The organism is Halomonas sp. AOP5-B2-8, from assembly GCF_052376475.1.
Classification (GTDB): Bacteria; Pseudomonadota; Gammaproteobacteria; order Pseudomonadales; family Halomonadaceae; genus Vreelandella; species Vreelandella casei.
Genome location: NZ_JBQSVS010000001.1, coordinates 407,096 through 423,780, shown reverse-complemented (window position 1 = coordinate 423,780; position 16,685 = coordinate 407,096). Strand labels below are relative to the sequence as shown.

The 16,685-nt window shown below is 51.2% G+C and carries 19 protein-coding genes and 1 riboswitch; of the genes, 12 read left to right on the top strand and 7 right to left on the bottom strand.

The window, feature by feature from the left end; all coding sequences use genetic code 11:
• Nucleotides 1-91 precede the first annotated feature (91 nt).
• The 5 genes from aztD to ACT3RP_RS01910 form a co-directional block, all read right to left on the bottom strand.
• Nucleotides 92-1,306, bottom strand: coding sequence for a zinc metallochaperone AztD (aztD, locus tag ACT3RP_RS01930; RefSeq protein WP_483393128.1), 1,215 nt, complete (start codon nucleotides 1,304-1,306; stop codon nucleotides 92-94).
• Between the two features lie 64 nt (nucleotides 1,307-1,370).
• A complete protein-coding gene (locus ACT3RP_RS01925) occupies nucleotides 1,371-2,309 on the bottom strand; it encodes a metal ABC transporter solute-binding protein, Zn/Mn family (RefSeq protein WP_483393127.1) in 939 nt (312 codons plus the stop codon).
• A 170-nt stretch (nucleotides 2,310-2,479) separates the two neighbouring features.
• On the bottom strand, nucleotides 2,480-4,399 hold the full coding sequence (thiC, locus tag ACT3RP_RS01920; RefSeq protein ID WP_483393126.1) for a phosphomethylpyrimidine synthase ThiC: 1,920 nt from the start codon (nucleotides 4,397-4,399) through the stop codon (nucleotides 2,480-2,482).
• 30 nt (nucleotides 4,400-4,429) lie between these two features.
• On the bottom strand, nucleotides 4,430-5,113 hold the full coding sequence (tenA, locus tag ACT3RP_RS01915; RefSeq protein WP_483393352.1) for a thiaminase II: 684 nt from the start codon (nucleotides 5,111-5,113) through the stop codon (nucleotides 4,430-4,432).
• Nucleotides 5,114-5,202: 89 nt separating this feature from the next.
• Nucleotides 5,203-5,365, bottom strand: a riboswitch (TPP riboswitch).
• Between the two features lie 78 nt (nucleotides 5,366-5,443).
• Nucleotides 5,444-6,388 carry an integron integrase gene (locus ACT3RP_RS01910; RefSeq protein WP_483393125.1) on the bottom strand — a complete coding sequence of 315 codons (945 nt, stop codon included), beginning with the start codon at nucleotides 6,386-6,388 and terminating at the stop codon, nucleotides 5,444-5,446.
• 232 nt (nucleotides 6,389-6,620) lie between these two features.
• Between ACT3RP_RS01910 and ACT3RP_RS01905 the strand changes: the two genes are divergently transcribed.
• From ACT3RP_RS01905 to ACT3RP_RS01855, 11 genes are all read left to right on the top strand, one after another.
• The gene (locus tag ACT3RP_RS01905; RefSeq protein ID WP_444672641.1) at nucleotides 6,621-6,989 is read left to right on the top strand and encodes a GFA family protein; all 369 of its coding nucleotides are present in this window, start codon (nucleotides 6,621-6,623) and stop codon (nucleotides 6,987-6,989) included.
• Nucleotides 6,946-7,503 (top strand): hypothetical protein, encoded by a 558-nt coding sequence (locus ACT3RP_RS01900; protein ID WP_483393124.1) that lies wholly within the window; start codon nucleotides 6,946-6,948, stop codon nucleotides 7,501-7,503. Before ACT3RP_RS01905 ends, ACT3RP_RS01900 begins: the two co-directional genes overlap by 44 nt.
• A gap of 73 nt (nucleotides 7,504-7,576) precedes the next feature.
• A complete protein-coding gene (locus ACT3RP_RS01895; RefSeq protein ID WP_483393123.1) occupies nucleotides 7,577-8,125 on the top strand; it encodes a nucleotidyltransferase family protein in 549 nt (182 codons plus the stop codon).
• 63 nt (nucleotides 8,126-8,188) lie between these two features.
• Nucleotides 8,189-8,671, top strand: a complete 483-nt coding sequence (locus ACT3RP_RS01890; RefSeq protein ID WP_483393122.1) for a P-loop NTPase family protein — start codon at nucleotides 8,189-8,191, stop codon at nucleotides 8,669-8,671.
• Nucleotides 8,672-8,744: 73 nt separating this feature from the next.
• The gene (locus tag ACT3RP_RS01885; protein ID WP_483393121.1) at nucleotides 8,745-9,146 is read left to right on the top strand and encodes a GFA family protein; all 402 of its coding nucleotides are present in this window, start codon (nucleotides 8,745-8,747) and stop codon (nucleotides 9,144-9,146) included.
• Between the two features lie 156 nt (nucleotides 9,147-9,302).
• A complete protein-coding gene (locus tag ACT3RP_RS01880; RefSeq protein WP_483393120.1) occupies nucleotides 9,303-9,902 on the top strand; it encodes a pentapeptide repeat-containing protein in 600 nt (199 codons plus the stop codon).
• Between the two features lie 162 nt (nucleotides 9,903-10,064).
• Nucleotides 10,065-10,445 (top strand): VOC family protein, encoded by a 381-nt coding sequence (locus ACT3RP_RS01875; RefSeq protein WP_483393119.1) that lies wholly within the window; start codon nucleotides 10,065-10,067, stop codon nucleotides 10,443-10,445.
• A gap of 158 nt (nucleotides 10,446-10,603) precedes the next feature.
• Nucleotides 10,604-11,119 (top strand): GNAT family N-acetyltransferase, encoded by a 516-nt coding sequence (locus ACT3RP_RS01870; RefSeq protein WP_483393118.1) that lies wholly within the window; start codon nucleotides 10,604-10,606, stop codon nucleotides 11,117-11,119.
• Between the two features lie 25 nt (nucleotides 11,120-11,144).
• Nucleotides 11,145-11,690 carry a hypothetical protein gene (locus tag ACT3RP_RS01865; protein WP_483393117.1) on the top strand — a complete coding sequence of 182 codons (546 nt, stop codon included), beginning with the start codon at nucleotides 11,145-11,147 and terminating at the stop codon, nucleotides 11,688-11,690.
• A 110-nt stretch (nucleotides 11,691-11,800) separates the two neighbouring features.
• On the top strand, nucleotides 11,801-11,953 hold the full coding sequence (locus tag ACT3RP_RS01860) for a hypothetical protein (protein ID WP_483393361.1): 153 nt from the start codon (nucleotides 11,801-11,803) through the stop codon (nucleotides 11,951-11,953).
• A gap of 71 nt (nucleotides 11,954-12,024) precedes the next feature.
• The gene (locus tag ACT3RP_RS01855; RefSeq protein WP_301734114.1) at nucleotides 12,025-12,339 is read left to right on the top strand and encodes an antibiotic biosynthesis monooxygenase family protein; all 315 of its coding nucleotides are present in this window, start codon (nucleotides 12,025-12,027) and stop codon (nucleotides 12,337-12,339) included.
• Nucleotides 12,340-12,387: 48 nt separating this feature from the next.
• Here the strand turns inward: ACT3RP_RS01855 and modF are convergent, their stop codons facing one another.
• Together modF and ilvC are read right to left on the bottom strand one after the other, a co-directional pair.
• The gene (gene modF / locus ACT3RP_RS01850; protein WP_483393116.1) at nucleotides 12,388-13,872 is read right to left on the bottom strand and encodes a molybdate ABC transporter ATP-binding protein ModF; all 1,485 of its coding nucleotides are present in this window, start codon (nucleotides 13,870-13,872) and stop codon (nucleotides 12,388-12,390) included.
• Nucleotides 13,873-14,013: 141 nt separating this feature from the next.
• A complete protein-coding gene (gene ilvC, locus ACT3RP_RS01845; protein WP_096281643.1) occupies nucleotides 14,014-15,486 on the bottom strand; it encodes a ketol-acid reductoisomerase in 1,473 nt (490 codons plus the stop codon).
• A gap of 224 nt (nucleotides 15,487-15,710) precedes the next feature.
• On the opposite strand from ilvC, the gene ilvY reads away from it, so the two are divergent.
• The gene (gene ilvY, locus ACT3RP_RS01840; RefSeq protein ID WP_441684892.1) at nucleotides 15,711-16,589 is read left to right on the top strand and encodes an HTH-type transcriptional activator IlvY; all 879 of its coding nucleotides are present in this window, start codon (nucleotides 15,711-15,713) and stop codon (nucleotides 16,587-16,589) included.
• Nucleotides 16,590-16,685 lie beyond the last annotated feature (96 nt).

Here is a 16,685-nt window from a genome sequence, read left to right as displayed (position 1 = left end):
TCTTATGCTGATAGTCATTACTGTCTAATAGTAATGACTGATGATAACAGGGGGCCTTCGGCCCCCTGTTTGCGTTCACGAGAGCATCACATCAATCGTGATGTGAAACACCGCTTCCGCCTACCGCCACAATATTGAACGGTTTCCCTTCTAGCGGCATGTCATCCACTTGTTCAAAGCTATTAGCATCGACGAAATGTAGTGTTTCCGCTGCAGGGTCGGTCACCACAATGTTGTCCCCAGCGACGGCAATACGTGGCCGCGGGTCGTTCCAATGGCCGTCCATGGAGTAGGGGTCTGTTAAGCGCAGCGATTGCGTCAGCTCTCCACTGAGCACATCTACCTTATGCAGCTGGCCATCTTCGGTAAACACATAGGCGAACCGCGGACGAATAGGGTCAGTGGCAAAGTGGACGCGGCGAGTAGGCAACTGCACTAGCTGGAAGCCTTCTTCCCCTTGAGAGGGATCGATAATCACGAGACGGTCAGCGCCAAAGTTGCCAATAAAGTATTGCAGCCCTTTACCGCCGAGTAGCGTTGAAGCACTGCCTTCTGGCAGCGAAGCAGGGTAGGCCAGGTGCTCGATCTCAGGTGTACCGTCTTGAGTTGAAATAATCAGCAGGCCGGTTTGGCACGCCAAGGCATAAAGGCTGCCCGAGCCCGCCGAACCATGCAGCCCTGGGCAAGCGACGTCTTCTCCAACATGGTTACCTTCAAAGTCTACTACCCGGGCACCAATGGGGCGTTGGGAGGCATCGTCAGGGTTAGCAATCGATACAACGGCGTGATGTTGATAGGGCACCGCAACGCCGTGATGGGCAGCCTCAATGTTAGCTGTACGAATCTCTGGCTGACCTTCAAGCACACTGTTTTCGGTAAAGAAGCGCGCCTCATCTTCGCCGTCAAACCACTGGGCGATATAGCCCTGCTGTTCAACAAAATGGGCCGGACGCTCACCCGTTAGCTCCATATCCAGGCGCTCGGGCGCATCGACATCAATATCGGCATGGTCGCCGTGGTCATGAAACGCGATCCCGGTATTGATCGCCGAGACGCGGCCTTCCGAGCCTTGAACGGCAAATACCGTTTGGCCGCTGCTGGTACGATGCAGCGCCGCCGGCCCGCTGAGCTCATAAGTGTCGATTAGCGCTTTGTCAGTGGCATCAATAACACTAACCGTTGGGGACGCTTGGTCAGCGACGAAAAGCCGCCACTCGGTGACACCCTCATCGTGGGCATAAGCGCTGGTGCTGCCAATAGCGACCGCTAACGCCGCGATTGAGCGGGCCAAAATACGTTTCTTCATAAACATCTCCTGAAAACAGAACGTTCGTAGTGCCTTGCTGGGTATAAGTCACAGTAAGAAAGAATTAAGGCGGCGTAAGCGCCGACATTAGCGTGGCAACGTTGTAGCGCATCATGGCTTCATACGTTGACGCGGGCCCCGCTGCGTTGGAAAGCGCATCCGAGTAAAGGGTGCCGCCCATGGGTAGGCCCGCTTCAGTGGCAATCTGCTCGACCAAGCGTGGGTTGGAAATGTTCTCGGCAAACACCGCCGAGACCTGCTGTGATTGAAGTTCATCGATTAGGCCCGCAACATTCGCAGCGCTGGCTTCAGATTCCGTTGACATGCCTTGAGGGGCGAAAAAGGTGAGGCCGTAGGCATTTTCGAAGTAGCGAAAGGCATGATGAGCGACCACCGCTGTACGCCGCGACGCGGGAAGGGTGCTTAGCTGCTCGCGGATATCGTCATCGAGTGCTGTTAGTGTGGTCGAGTAGCGCTGTTGATTGGCTTCATACGCACGGCAGCCAGCCGGATCTGCTGCGCAGAATGCCTGGGCGATATTGCTGACATACACCTGCGCGTTGCTAACCGATTGCCAGGCGTGAGGGTCTTCCGGTGCCGCGTGGAACACAGCCTTATCGCCAATAAAATGGTAGTGGCCGCCCTGGGGGTCTTGAAGAATCTCAGCGTTATCCGTCAGCGTGACTATGTCAGCATCGCTGCCGCTGGCCTCAATCAGGCGTGCCAAGAATCCCTCGAACATCAGGCCATTGATCAGCACGATATCTGCCTGTGCCACGGCCTTTACGTCAGCAGGCGTTGGCTCGTACATGTGCGCATCAGAATCTGGCCCGACAATACTCGTAAGGGCGATCCGCTCACCGCCTATTTGCTGAGCAAAATCGTTAATAATGGAAAACGAAGCCACCACCTTTAGTGCAGGCTCGCTGGCCCCAGCGGTGCCTGCGCTGAGTGCAACTATGCTTACCAGCAGTGGTGTAACTACGGCTCTTAACAATCCCATGATGCTTATCTCGTAAAACGGTTTTATTTAAAATATGTTATATCATAACAATAAAGCAGTTGGGAAGATTGATCTGTCTATAACGTCAGTGTGTATTTCAGCAGTGAGTGGGCAATAAAAAGCCCTCGCTTGCATCGCGAGGGCTAACGAACACTCAGCGCAGGGTGTGCTTACACCTCTTGGTATAGCGCGCTGCCTTTCTGTCGAAACTTCTCCGCCTGCTCTTCCATGCCTTTCATGATGGCTTCCTGGTCGCCGTTAAGGCCATGCTCTTCAGCATACTCACGCACTTCATGGCTGATTTTCATGGAGCAAAACTTCGGCCCGCACATAGAACAGAAGTGCGCCACCTTAGCGGAATCTTTGGGCAGGGTTTCATCGTGGTATTCGCGGGCGGTGTCCGGGTCGAGCCCCAGGTTGAACTGGTCTTCCCAGCGGAACTCGAAGCGGGCCTTGGAAAGCGCGTTATCACGCCGCTGCGCCGCCGGGTGGCCCTTGGCTAAATCCGCTGCGTGGGCGGCAATTTTGTAGGTAATGATGCCCGTTTTCACATCGTCTTTATTAGGCAGGCCCAGGTGCTCTTTGGGCGTGACGTAGCAAAGCATCGCGCAGCCAAACCAGCCAATCATCGCCGCCCCAATGCCCGAGGTAATATGATCGTAGCCAGGGGCGATGTCCGTCACTAGCGGGCCAAGCGTATAGAAGGGCGCTTCGTCGCAGTACTCTAGCTGTTTATCCATATTCTCTTTCACAAGATGCATGGGCACGTGGCCGGGACCTTCAATCATTACCTGCACATCGTGCTTCCAGGCGATATGGGTCAGCTCGCCCAGGGTTTTAAGCTCCGCCATTTGCGCTTCGTCGTTGGCATCGGCGATTGAGCCGGGGCGCAGGCCGTCACCGAGCGAGAACGCCACATCGTACTGCTTGCAAATCTCGCAGATTTCTTCGAAGTGGGTGTACAAAAAGCTTTCCTGGTGATGGAACAGGCACCACTTGGCCATAATCGAGCCGCCGCGGCTGACAATGCCGGTGACCCGCTTGGCGGTCAGCGGCACATAGCGCAGCAGCACGCCCGCGTGAATGGTGAAGTAGTCCACACCCTGTTCAGCCTGCTCAATCAGCGTATCGCGGAAGACTTCCCAGGTAAGGTCTTCGGCCACGCCTTTAACCTTTTCCAGCGCCTGATAGATCGGCACCGTGCCAATCGGCACCGGTGAGTTGCGGATAATCCACTCGCGGGTTTCGTGGATGTTCTGACCGGTAGAAAGATCCATAATGGTGTCCGCGCCCCAGCGGATGCCCCAGGTCATCTTATCCACCTCTTCTTCGATAGAAGACGTCACCGCGGAGTTGCCCAGGTTGCCGTTAATCTTGACCAGAAAGTTACGGCCAATAATCATCGGTTCAGATTCTGGGTGGTTGATATTATTAGGAATAATAGCCCGCCCACGGGCGACCTCATCGCGCACAAACTCAGGCGTAATCTGATCCGGCAGGCTGGCGCCAAAGCTCTGACCTCGGTGCTGGTGGCCCAGAATACGCTCCACTTCTGTGGTTCCCAGCGCTTGGCGTCGCTGATTTTCTCGCAGGGCAATGAACTCCATTTCCGGGGTGACAATGCCCTGGCGGGCGTAGTAAAGCTGGGTGACGTTCTTACCCGCTTTAGCGCGGCGCGGCGTGCGGGTTAAATCAAAGCGCAGTTGGGCAAGGGTGGGGTCGTTGGCGCGTCGCTTGCCGTAATCAGAGGTATGACCTGACAGGAACTCGGTGTCGTTACGCTCTTCAATCCAGGCGCGGCGAAGGGCGGGCAAGCCTTTGCGCAAATCGTTACTGGCAGCAGGGTCGGTGTAAGGGCCGGAAGTGTCGTACACCAGCAGCGGCGGGTTCTCTTCATCAATGCCGCTAGTTTTAGTCGGCGAGAGAGAAATTTCCCGAAACGGCACGCGGATATCTGCACGCGAGCCTTCAATATACACCTTGCGCGAGCCGGGCAGCGGCGCAATGGCCGCGGCATCGACCTGGGCGGTTTCGGCTAAAAAGTGGCTGGTTTTACTGGTGGCGGTCTTCGCCGTTAAGGTATTAGCCATTGCGGTCTCTTCGATTGTTGTTGGGAAGGATTAGTGAGGCAGGTCTTCGTCTGTTAGCGACAGGCCCATCTGCCAGAAGTCGATTTCCAGGCGGGTAGCATCGCGGAAGATTTTGCTCAGCTCTTTAAAGCGGGCGGGCGACACATCGGCAAGGCGGGCGTTGAGCCATTCAAGCTCCGACTGCATAGCTGCCTGGAACTCCTCGCCTTCATACATGGCAATCCACGCATCAAACGGGTTTTGCGCGCCGCGCAGGGTGGAAGGCTGGGCGTTCAGCCAGTTGGCGATTTCGCCATAGCCCACTAAGCACGGGGCCAGCGCTACGTGCAGGTCAAGCAGGTCGCCGCGATTGCCGGTATCCAATACATAGCGAGTGTAGGCCAGCGTCGCCCTGGCTTCGGGAAGCTCCGCCAGTTCTGCTTCACTAATGCCCCATTCCTGACAAAAGCCCACGTGCAGGCCCAGCTCCACATCGACAATGGCTTTTAAGCCTTCGTGGGCTTGGCGCAAATCCGCAAGCGTTGGGCTTTTATAGGCGGCCAGCGCATAGGCGCGGGCGAAGTGAATCAGAAACAGGTAATCCTGCTTTAAGTAGTGGCGAAACGACGCCTCAGGCAGCGTGGCATTACCCAGCTGGCGCACAAAATCGTGCTCAATATAGGCGCGCCAATCTTGCTGGCAAGCGGTGGTGAGATCAGTAAAGCGGTAGCCCATGATGCCTCCGGTGGTGATGATCCGGAGGTAAGGCGAAAAAGATCGAGGAAATGGCGCGGAAAGGTGGCGTGCGATCGTAAGAGAGCTAGCCATGGCCATCGCTTGATCCCTACGCCGGTACCCGCGTCGCATCTCATATGAAATACAGCGCATTAGCCGGATCAGGTTCAGCGGGACCAGCGCTCGGCATCCTTAAAAAGGACAGACCCTGCGCCATCTCAGCCGGATTCACCGGCACCCCGTCAAGCTGTTCGTTGGTGGAGTGTAGGAGGTAGGTGGGAGTGATGCAAGGGAGGAAAGAGCGTTATCCTGTTCAGTCAGGTGGCACCGTTAACCCAGTGGGCTTTTTACGCCCGCAAAGTCATTACCCAGTACATGTGTGTATATCTGAGTGGTTTCGACGCTTTTATGCCCTAGCAATGCTTGCAGCGTGCGAATGTCCGTACCTTGGCTAAGCAGCTGAGTCGCGAAACTATGACGCAAAGAATGGCATGACCCTGGGCGCGTTAAAGACGCCGCACGCATGGCTTGTTTCACCGCTTTTTGGACGGCGGAGGTATGAATATGGTGGAGCACTACCCGATTCTCGGCATCAAAACAGGGCTTTGATGAAGGAAAAAGCCACTGCCATGCAAGCGACGTTCCTGCATTTGGGTACTTTCGGTCTAGCGCATGGGGTAGCGATACAGGTATCGCGCTGCTTTCAAGGCGTTTGGTCAGTTGCTGCTCTGCCCGGTGAACGTGAGATTGCAATGACGCCATACAAGAAGGTGGTAAGAGAGTAGTACGGTCTTTGTTACCTTTGCCGGCGCGGACGGTGATCACGTGTCGTGAAAAGTCGAGGTCTTTGACACGCAGACGGCAGGCTTCAGAAACACGTAAGCCGGAGCCATACATGAGAGAAGCGATTAGGCGCATGGAGCCTGCAAGATGCTCGAAAACACGCATTACCTCTTGATGGGAAAGCACGACCGGTAAACGCTGAGGGCGCTTGGCTCGGCTAAAAGTGCCAATCTCACCAAGCGGTTGTTCAAGTACGTGCCGATACAGGAATACGATGGCATTAAGTGCCTGATTTTGTGTGGCAGCTGCCACATGCCTTTCAATTGCAAGGTGCTCCAGGAATTGCCTGACCTCTTCACCCGCCATCGTGGCAGGGTGGCGTATTCCATGAAAACGAATGAAGAAGCGAATCCAATAGCAATACGTCTTCTCAGTACGAAGGCTATAGCGTTTTACCCGCAAGGTAGCCCGGACCCTATCCATTAGCTTCATGGGGTATCCCTTTTTATTAATTTTAACGTGTATTTGTATACAGTATTATTGAGAATGGCAAATCGTGCCAGCACGCGAATTTTGGATAGGTAGCCAAAATTTTCTTTGCTCGCAATAGAATCAATGAGGTAGATTTGATCAGAGCGGCTGCATAACCTCAATGAACGCGCCAGCGCGTTCATTGAGGTTATGCAGCCGGGTATATAATCACTGTTAACTGTCTGGAGGGGTAATGCACAGAGGTAGTTGCTTATGTGGATCTGTATCTTTTGAGCTTTTATCACAGCCAAAGGCTACATCACACTGCCATTGTAAAATGTGTCAAAAGCAGCATGGTGCCGCGTTTGCAACTTATGCGAGCGTGCCGAAATCGGACTTGAAGTATGTCTCAGGCCAAGAGCTGCTAGCCTCATACAATTCATCGGGAAGCATTATCAGAAAATTCTGTAGTACTTGTGGTTCCAATATTGAGTGGAGTGGTAGTAAAAAATATCCTGATTGGGTATCAATAGCCCTGGCAGCACTTGATACTCCTTTTCAACCAAAAGGCATCAAAGATGTCCATCTTGCGTCCAAAGCGTGTTGGTTGGGAAACAGTTAACAAAGCCAGTAACGGCGAGCAGCTTTTCCGTCGCTTTTTTGTGGCGAAAAAGACTGCCACAAAAAAAACAACTACAAAGCTGCCGCGTTCTGGCGGCGTTAGACCGCTGGGGAAGTCCATGCAGTTTTTTGGGAATGTACTCGTTGGTATCGCTACTGGCCTCATCTCCAGCTGGGTGGTGACCAAGTTCACCAGATTTGCTGCACTACGGAGCGAAGCTTTGCGTGTCGTGCGCAGAATAGATTACAGATGGGAAGGTTCCGCCAAGATCAGTGGACACGAAACGGCAAACGCGGATCTCTTGCTTATAGGTTCCGATCTTCTCTATCTCGGTCACAAAAAGGCCGGCATGGCTCTCTTAGAACTTAATCAAGAGCTTTCGGTGGCTCTTGAGAAGGCAGAATCCGCAAGAATTGCCTACACGGAATTCGATACGTTTTACGGAGACCTACAGCGACGGATTCGGCATCTGCAGCCGACCATAGCTTCCCTTATATGGCGTCTAAGACTGTAGGTCAGCGGTCTAACAATTCATTCAAGCCGACGCCGCTTCGCGGCGCGGCTTAATTCAGGCGTTAGGCATCGAAATGGACAACAGTGCACAGATCAAGAAGTGGATATTGGAAGACTCCATGCGAATGCAGGCGCTTTTCATTGCCAGTTCGCTGGGGTTGAGTGATTGGTGCCTTGCCGCTGGCTTCGTCCGCAACACTGTGTGGGATAGAGTTCATGGGTATAGCTGCGCGACAGCTCTGAGTGACATCGACTTGATTTACTTTGATCCGGACAATACAAGCGAGGAAACGGATAGAGGCTTAGAACAGCAACTCAAAACGATATCCGACTTCCCATGGTCGGTAAAGAACCAGGCGAGAATGCATATACGGAATTCAGATAGTCCGTATGCGTCCACAGAAGATGCTATGAGCTATTGGGTAGAAGTTGAAACAGCAGTCGGAGCCACATTGGATGACAGTGGTGAGGTCGTCATTGTCGCTCCTTTTGGCGTCGAACCTTTATTTAATTACTCTATTACGCTAAACCCCAAGAGGCCTAAGCCAGTTGATTTCAGGAAACGCATGGCCGAAAAAAGGTGGCTGGAAATTTGGCCAGAACTAGCAGTGGCAAATGTCTAACCAAGCGCTGCGCCGGACTAGCCGGTGAGCGCAGCGTTATGCCTAAATCAAGAACGGAAGCCCATGAGAAAAATAATCATTTTTGGAAACTCTGGTTCCGGGAAATCTACATTAGCCCGAAAATTTAAAAAACAAGGACTAACCCATCTCGATTTAGATGCTCTAGCGTGGCTGCCTTCGAACCCGCCCGAGCGACGACCGATAGGTCAGGTGAGTGAGCAGATTCAGGCTTTCATTGGTGAAAATAAAGAGTGGGTCGTAGAAGGCTGTTACGCTGACTTGCTTGAGCTGGTAAAGCCGTTCGCAAGTGAAGCAATATTTATGAATTTGCCCGTTCATCTTTGCCAGGAAAATGCGAGAAATAGACCGTTGGAGCCTCATAAATACGCATCAAAAAAAGCACAAGATGACAATCTTCCCATGCTCCTTGATTGGATTGCGGGATATGGGGAAAGAGATGACGCTCTTTCATACAGTGCGCATAACGCTCTTTTTAAAGACTTTCAAGGCAGTAAAATAGAGCTAACCTACAATGAAAACACATAACAATGGGATCAAAAAAGACGTTGAAAAGTGCACGTTTTAAAGCGTTGTTAAATACCAAAAGAGAGATCATCGAGTGGGACTGAAAGGAAGCTGTTTGTGCAGCGAAATTGGTTACGAAATAGATTCCTTGGATATGCCGATCGTTCATTGTCATTGTCAGACGTGTCGCAAGGCGCACGCGGCCCCATATGCCTCAACGGCGGGTGTAAAACGTGAACATTTCCGCTGGCTCAAAGGTCTTGAGTCTCTTTCAACCTATGAATCATCACCTGGGAAGCTTCGTCATTTCTGTAGGCACTGTGGTTCTCACCTGGTGGCGGAAAGAATCGCGCAGCCACATGTTATTGTTCGAGTGGCCACGTTGGATGATGACCCTGAATTGAAGCCTGAAGCGCATATTTGGATTTCACACGATGTGCCATGGCTTGAATACGACAATGTATGTAAGTACTTAGAATGGCAGAACAATGTGTAACAAGTTGAGGTCTATGGCCGCCGGACGCAGCTGACGTGTCGCCACTATGCTCAGCGTCATGGTTCATGAAATAGCCAGGAGCGGCAACCGGCCGATTTCTCGCTGTCGCCCCAAACCAGTGACTAAGCCCAAGTATTAAGCTATTCAGAGGATACGATGACAGCATTAAAAAATAGTGAGCATTATTTCGACGTTTCTTTTGAGAAGCTTTCGTTACCTGATAAACACTATATCAGCATCGAATTCGAAGGTTGCCGGTTCTCCGATTGTGATTTCTCAGCATCTAAATTTCAGAACTGTAAGTTCACTAGCTGCACATTTGATCGTTGTAATCTCAGCTTGGTTGATTTTTCAAATACAAAGCTATTTGAGCTTGATTTTCAAGATAGTAAGCTGGTTGGAGTTGATTGGACGAAAGCGACGTGGTCAGCTTTCCACTTAGATTTTGAGCTGAGTTTTAGGCGCTGTATTTTAAATGACTCGTCTTTCTTTGGTCTTACCTTAAGTGAGTTGGTTTTTGATGATTGTAAGTTACATGATGTCGACTTTCGTGAAGGTAGTTTTGTTAGTTCGAAAATGACAGATAGTGATTTCAGTCGTAGTGTGTTTATGAGAACAAATTTGCAAGAAGTCGATTTTAGCGAGTCAACGGCGTATGCCATTAATATACTAGAAAATAATGTCCAAAAGGCTAAGTTTTCACGATATGAAGCGTTAAGCTTGTTAGAAGTCTTAGGTGTTGAGTTGGTTGATTAATAGTCTAAAGCTGTTTTAGTAGAAGCGGTCTGAATTGATCCAGCTTTCGTAGATATCTTTAGAACATCACTGTTGGCTGGAAGCTTTTCGCCGCGTCGCGTTACTAAAGTGACAGCTTCAAAAATTCACTACAAGTACCCACAACACTAGGAAGTGCCATCAATGTTTACAGTTACATCAACCCAGCATGTCCTTGCAGTCAAAGATATTGAGAGCACCGAACGCTACTTCCTCGACAAGCTTGGCTTTTCCGTTCGATTCCGAGTGGAGGGTTGGTCGTTTTTAAGCCTAGGCAGTTTTCATATCATGTTAGGCCACTGCCCTGATGAAGTGTCTGCGCGAGATACGCATGAACACTCGTACTTTGCCTATGTAAACTGTGAGGGTATCGACGAGATTTATCGGGACTACCAACGCCGTGGGGCGGATGTTTTTCAGGCAATCGCTGACAAACCGTGGGGCCTGCGAGAGTTTGGTGTCGAAACACCCGAGGGCCATCGGATCATGTTTGGTGAAGATATTGAGCCAGTAAGTAGCTCATAACTCTTCGCTCAAGCATGTTCTCGGCCTCGCAGGTGTTCACCGGATGCGCCCTAATTATTAAGCACGTTGAGTTTATACGCTTGAGAAGCCCAAAAGAGGCTGATCAATTCTTTAGGAGTATAAATAGATGAGTTGGCGTTATGCCCTAAGGCCATGCGATGGATGAATTCGAGATCAGTTTATTAACGCCAGAAGATTGGGTTTTATACAAAACAGTCAGATTGAAATCCTTAAGGGATGCCCCAAACTCGTTTGGGTCAACGTATGAGCAGGAGGCCGTATTATCAGATGCGGAATGGCAGTTACGCCTAGACCTTCAATCACGAGCCCTTAATGCGCTTCCACTTATCGTACAGATTGGCGGCCTGCCCGTTGGTCTTGCTTGGGGCGTGATACATAAGCCTGATGTGGCAACGGCGCATATCTATCAAATGTGGGTTTCACCAGCGCTAAGAGGAAAGGGCATCGCAACATCTCTTCTGCGGGAAATTAAAGCCTGGGCAATCGGCTACGGGTGTAATCTATTAGCGCTTGCCGTGACGACAGGCAACGAAGGTGCCGTTAGCTTATATAAATCGTCTGGTTTTATCGCAACAGGGCAGCTTGAAGCGCTGAGAGCCGGTTCGACGCTTTGCGTACAGCCAATGGTGATGAAGCTGGGTAGCGCGGTATAGCCTAACGCTGGGGACTATAAACAACATGATGAAACCGCTGCTATCGATATGCCTAATGCTGGCCACTCCCGCCGTTTTATCGCAGGAAACTGATCTTTCCTCCAAAACAAAGCCAGTGCCCGCCATTGCGCAGGCTGATTGGGAAGCGTATCGGGATGACTATCAGCAAAGCCCTTTGTGCGATCAGGAAGAGGCCACGCTGTGGAGTTGTGAAGCGGATAATCAGGTGTTTTCGCTCTGCTCGTCGCCTGTTGTAAACCGTACGTCCGGCTATATGCAGTACCGCGCGTCACGCAATGGCCAAGTTGAGTTTGTTTATCCACCTGAAAAAAGGCCGCCACTGGGGTTTTTCAACTACTACGCCGCGGGTAACGGTGACGCCTCCATCGTGTTTTCAAATGACGGCTACGAGTACAGGCTGCTTGACCCGCTCAGAACATATTCTTCCATATCGGTAACGGGGCCTTCTCCAGTAGGGCGAAGTAGCGAGATTGAATGCGACGGTAACCAAACGCTTCAGCTCAACTACACCATGCGCCTCATGTATGATTCAGGCCTTTGGGAACGCTAAATGTTTAGTGTTTAATAGCGCGAATCACGCCACACACCAGCTGAGCGGCGTTAGTCGCCCAGGTTTCAATCGTTATATATCGGGTACATGTCATGTCGAAGAAAGTAGTTATGTTTGAATACGAAAAAGAAACCAAAAATAGTGTGCGCTACAAGGAAGTGCCCGAGGAAGGAACGGCGCCTATCGTGGGTACGCTGTACGTTCAGAAATGGTTTGCTGGCGACAGTAAAACTATTGAGATAACGATAGATAAAAAAGACTAATAGAGCATCCAACGATGGCTGTAGAGACGGTTAAGAAAGCGGTGCACGTCACAACATTTCCAGAGGATGCAATGTCAATTGCCAACACCCCCAGCCCACCTTATTACGCGGTCATTTTCAGCTCTGTGCGCACCGAGCAAGATAATGGCTACGGGGCAATGGCTGACAGAATGCTCGCGCTTGCCTCCCAGCAGGAGGGGTTTCTGGGCATTGAGTCTGCGCGTGAGGCGGTGGGTATCACCGTCTCGTACTGGGCAAGCGAGGAAGCCATCAAGCGCTGGAAGCAGAACGCTGAGCATCTTGAAGCCCAGCGCTTGGGCCACAAAGCGTGGTACTCAGCGTTTAAAGTTCGGGTGGCCAAGGTGGAGCGGGATTATGGCATTTAAGCGCTCAATCATGAGCGCTGTTGCTGGTGCGCATCGCTTAACTCTGCGCTAGTGATTCTTTTCCAAGCCTAAGTAATGCTCTATGCCCGTTATCTGGTCTTCCGCGTGGTGGTTGACGTAAAGCACCGTGGTTTCGAAGCCTTGGCAGATTTTTTCGATCAGAGCCAGGACGAGTTGGCGGTTCATTTCGTCCAGGCCAAGGCAGGGTTCGTCTAGAATCAGCAGGGGCGGATGTTTGACCATCGCGCGGGCGATGAGCAGCAGGCGCTGGTCGCCGTAAGAAAGCTTGTTAAACGGCTGGTCGGCGCGCTCTGTCATGCCCAGCAGCTCCAGCCACTGGTCGGCAATTTTTTTCTGGCTGTCGGTGGGCTTGGTGTACATGCCAATGCTGTCGTAGAAGCCAGAAATAATCACGTTTTTGCAGCTGGTGCTAACGCGGTATTCCCATTGCAGGTTAGTGGATACATAGCCGATAAATTGTTTAATCTGCCAGATGCTTTCGCCGTTACCGCGCTGGAATCCAAACACAAAAATATCGTTGGTATAGCACTGCGGATGATCGCCGGTGATCAACGACAGCACGCAGGTTTTGCCGCTACCGTTAGGCCCACTCAGCTGCCAATGCTGGCCCCGTTCTATGGTCCAGTCGAGCTTATCAACAATCACGGTGTCGCCGTATTGAATCGTTGCCTGCGTTAGTTTTACCAATGGCTGGCTTGGATCGAGAGCGGGTAGCTTATGGGTAGGGTCGGCCTCTGGCACGCTTAGGTCGGTGGTTTTTAAATGCAGCAACTGATAAAGCTCATTAAAGGCGGCCTCGTCCTGACGGTCTACCGTGAGCGCTAGGCGCCCCTGGTCGCCAGTCTTTTTACCTTTTCTATTGTCCGCGTTTTTTTTGTCTAGATAGGCCACGTGCGTGATGAAATCCGGCATTTCATCAAAACGATTCAGCACCATGACCATAGGAACGGTGTCGATAATAGAGGTGAGATGTGCTTGCAGCATGGCCAGCGTGGCCACATCTAGGCCATCGAACGGCTCGTCTAAAATAAGTAAATCAGGCTTGTTGGCCAGTGCGCGAATCAGCATGACTTTACGCGTTTCGCCGGTGGAAAGTTTTCGAAACGCGCGATCGAGTAGCGTTGTCAGCCCGAATTTTTCTACCAGTTCGCTGGCGAGTTGATGATCTTGGCAGTAATCAAAAATCATTTCACTAACGGGCGTGCCGAGTGAAATGACGTCCATAATATCGGCGTCGTCTTTTTTGAGCTCCTGGGCGATAAGCTCCGCCTGGGCTTCAAAAGAGACGATTCCCACGTTGCTGGGAAGCCCTTGAATACTTCCTCCCTTAATGTCACCAATGCCCGCTAGCGTAGCCGCCAGGGCCGATTTTCCCGCGCCATTAGTACCCGTAATCACCCAGTGTTGATCTGGCGTAATGGTCCAATCAATCTCGCTTAGCGTGAAGCGATCATCAAAGCTAACCGTCGCTTTTGTTAAGCGGATAGTGCCTGGGCGGATTAATGGATCCATTACTGTCTTCCTTACACTGTTCGATAGAAGTTGTTTAAGCACAGAAGAGTCAAAAAAGCCGAGCATATCGTGATGATAGCTCGGCTTTTTTTGGTGGCGCTCGATTTTGAAAACCTAGACGCCTATCGGTTCATTAGCCGATTAAACGATTTTTTTCATGTCAGCCATGTAGCCACGCAGAACCGAGCCAACGGCTTCGACGGGATGTGAACGAAGGGCAGCGTTAACTTCGATCAAGCGAGCGTTATCCACACCGTTGTCGTCTAAAGAAAGTCCTTTACCGATCACGTCGGATTTAATGCCTTTCATAAAGTCTGCCAACAGCGGTACGCAGGCGTGGTTGTAGAGGTAGCAGCCGTATTCTGCGGTATCAGAGATCGTCGCGTTCATTTCGTAGAGCTTCTTACGCGCGATGGTGTTGGCGATGAGCGGCGTTTCGTGCAGAGACTCATAGTAAGCCGATTCAGCAACGATGCCCGCCGCTGTCATGGTTTCGAACGCAAGCTCAACGCCGGCTTTAACCATGGCGACCATCAAAATACCGTTGTCGAAGAACTCTTGTTCAGAGATTTCTACATCGCCAGCCGGGGTTTTCTCGAAGTTCGTTTCAGCGGTATCGGCACGCCACTGCAGTAGATTTTTGTCATCATTGCCCCAGTCTTCCATCATTGTATGAGAGAAGTGGCCACTGATGATGTCGTCTTGATGCTTGTTGTACAGCGGGCGCATGATGTCTTTTAACTCTTCAGAAAGATCAAACGCTTTGATCTTCGCTGGGTTAGAAAGACGATCTAGCATGTTCGTCACGCCGCCGTACTTCAGCGCTTCGGTGACGGTTTCCCAGCCGAATTGGATCAAGCGAGACGCGTAGCCTGCATCGATACCTTCTTCGATCATTTTGTCGAAGCACAGCAGAGAGCCCGTTTGCAGCATGCCGCAAAGGATCGTTTGCTCGCCCATCAAGTCGGATTTAACTTCCGCGATGAAAGACGACATCAACACGCCCGCCTTGTGGCCGCCAGTACCTACCGCGTAGGCTTTTGCCAGCGCCAGGCCTTCACCTTTAGGGTCGTTGGCTTCGTGAACAGCGATCAGGGTAGGAACACCGAAACCACGCACGTATTCAGCGCGAACTTCAGAGCCTGGGCACTTCGGTGCCACCATGATGACGGTTAAGTCTTCGCGCACTTTCATGCCTTCTTCTACGATGTTGAAACCGTGAGAGTAAGACAGGCAGGCGTCTTTCTTCATCAGCGGCATCACCGCTGTCACAACCGACGTGTGCTGCTTGTCGGGTGTCAGGTTCAAAACAACGTCTGCGGTGGGGATTAACTCTTCATAAGTGCCCACCACAAAACCGTTTTCAGAGGCGTTTTTCCAAGACTGACGCTTTTGCTCAATGGCTTCAGGGCGCAGTGCGTAAGAAACGTCTAGGCCGCTGTCGCGCAAGTTCAAACCTTGGTTAAGGCCCTGTGCACCACAGCCGATCACTACCATTTTTTTGCCTTTTAGTGCTTCGACGCCATCAGCAAACTCAGCGCTGTGCATGAAGCGGCATTGCGCTAGCTGAGCCAATTGCTCGCGTAGCGGTAAGGTATTGAAATAGTTAGCCATCGTTAACATCCTAATGTTTGGTGAGCATAATATTGATATAAAAAATCGCTGTAAGACACGCCGATACTTTGAATTCGGTATTAAAAATGCATGACATGGCCGCTCAAGATGGAGCTCAGCGCCATGTGAATAAGGCTAATCTATACAAAAGTGACTATTTCTTAAATTGATATATTTGCAATAACACATCCCGTTTTATGCAATGACGAGATAGAATGACACCTATGAATTTTAAAACCTTAAAACAATTCCTCGCCTTGGCAGAAACGCTGCATTTCGGGCGCGCCAGCGATGAGTGCCATATCAGCATTTCTGCGCTGTCGCGTAACATTCGTCATTTAGAAGACGAGCTGGGGGTGTCGCTGTTTAATCGCGACAATCGAACCGTGGCGTTGACCCAGGAAGGCCAAAAATTTCTTAAATACGCGCGCGATACCAGCAGCCAGTGGAACTTGATCCGCCATGAGTTAACCGATAATTCTGATCAGTTAAGCGGTGAAATCAGCTTGTATGGTTCCGTCACCGCTAGCTACAGCTTTCTTTATGAGCTGCTGCGCCGCTTTCGTATTGCCTATCCTGCGATTGAAATAAAGCTGCGTACGGGGGATCCAGAGCACGCGATTGCGCATGTTTTAGATGGTAAAGAGGATCTCAGTATTGCGGCTCAGCCTGCAAACTTAGCGCGAGGCCTGGCATTTAAACCTATTGCGACGTCGCCATTGCTGTTTATTGCGCCGCTTGAGCAGCAGGTGCCAAATGTGCCCATGAATTCGCCAACGGCAGCGGAGGAGTGGGCAAGCATCCCGATGATTTTATCTGAAAGCGGTGTCTCACGAGCGCGTGTGGACGAATGGTTTCGCCAACGAGATATCGCCCCGCGCATTTATGCACAGGTCACCGGTAATGAGGCGATTGTGAGTATGGTGAGCTTGGGCTTCGGGATTGGCGTGGTGCCAAAGATTGTGCTTGATAACAGCCCATTGATGGACCGTATCCGGGTGCTCGACGTGACGCCTGAGCTGGAACCCTACGATATTGGCTTGTTTACGTTAAAGAAAAACTTAAAGAACCCGCTGGTTGATGCATTTTGGAGCTTGATGTAGACCTAGCTATAGCTCTGAAATAGATATGAACTTGAAATAGATCCTGGCCTACAAGACGCGGCAGTCCCTTGCCGTGCCTTGTCCCCTTACTGCTTA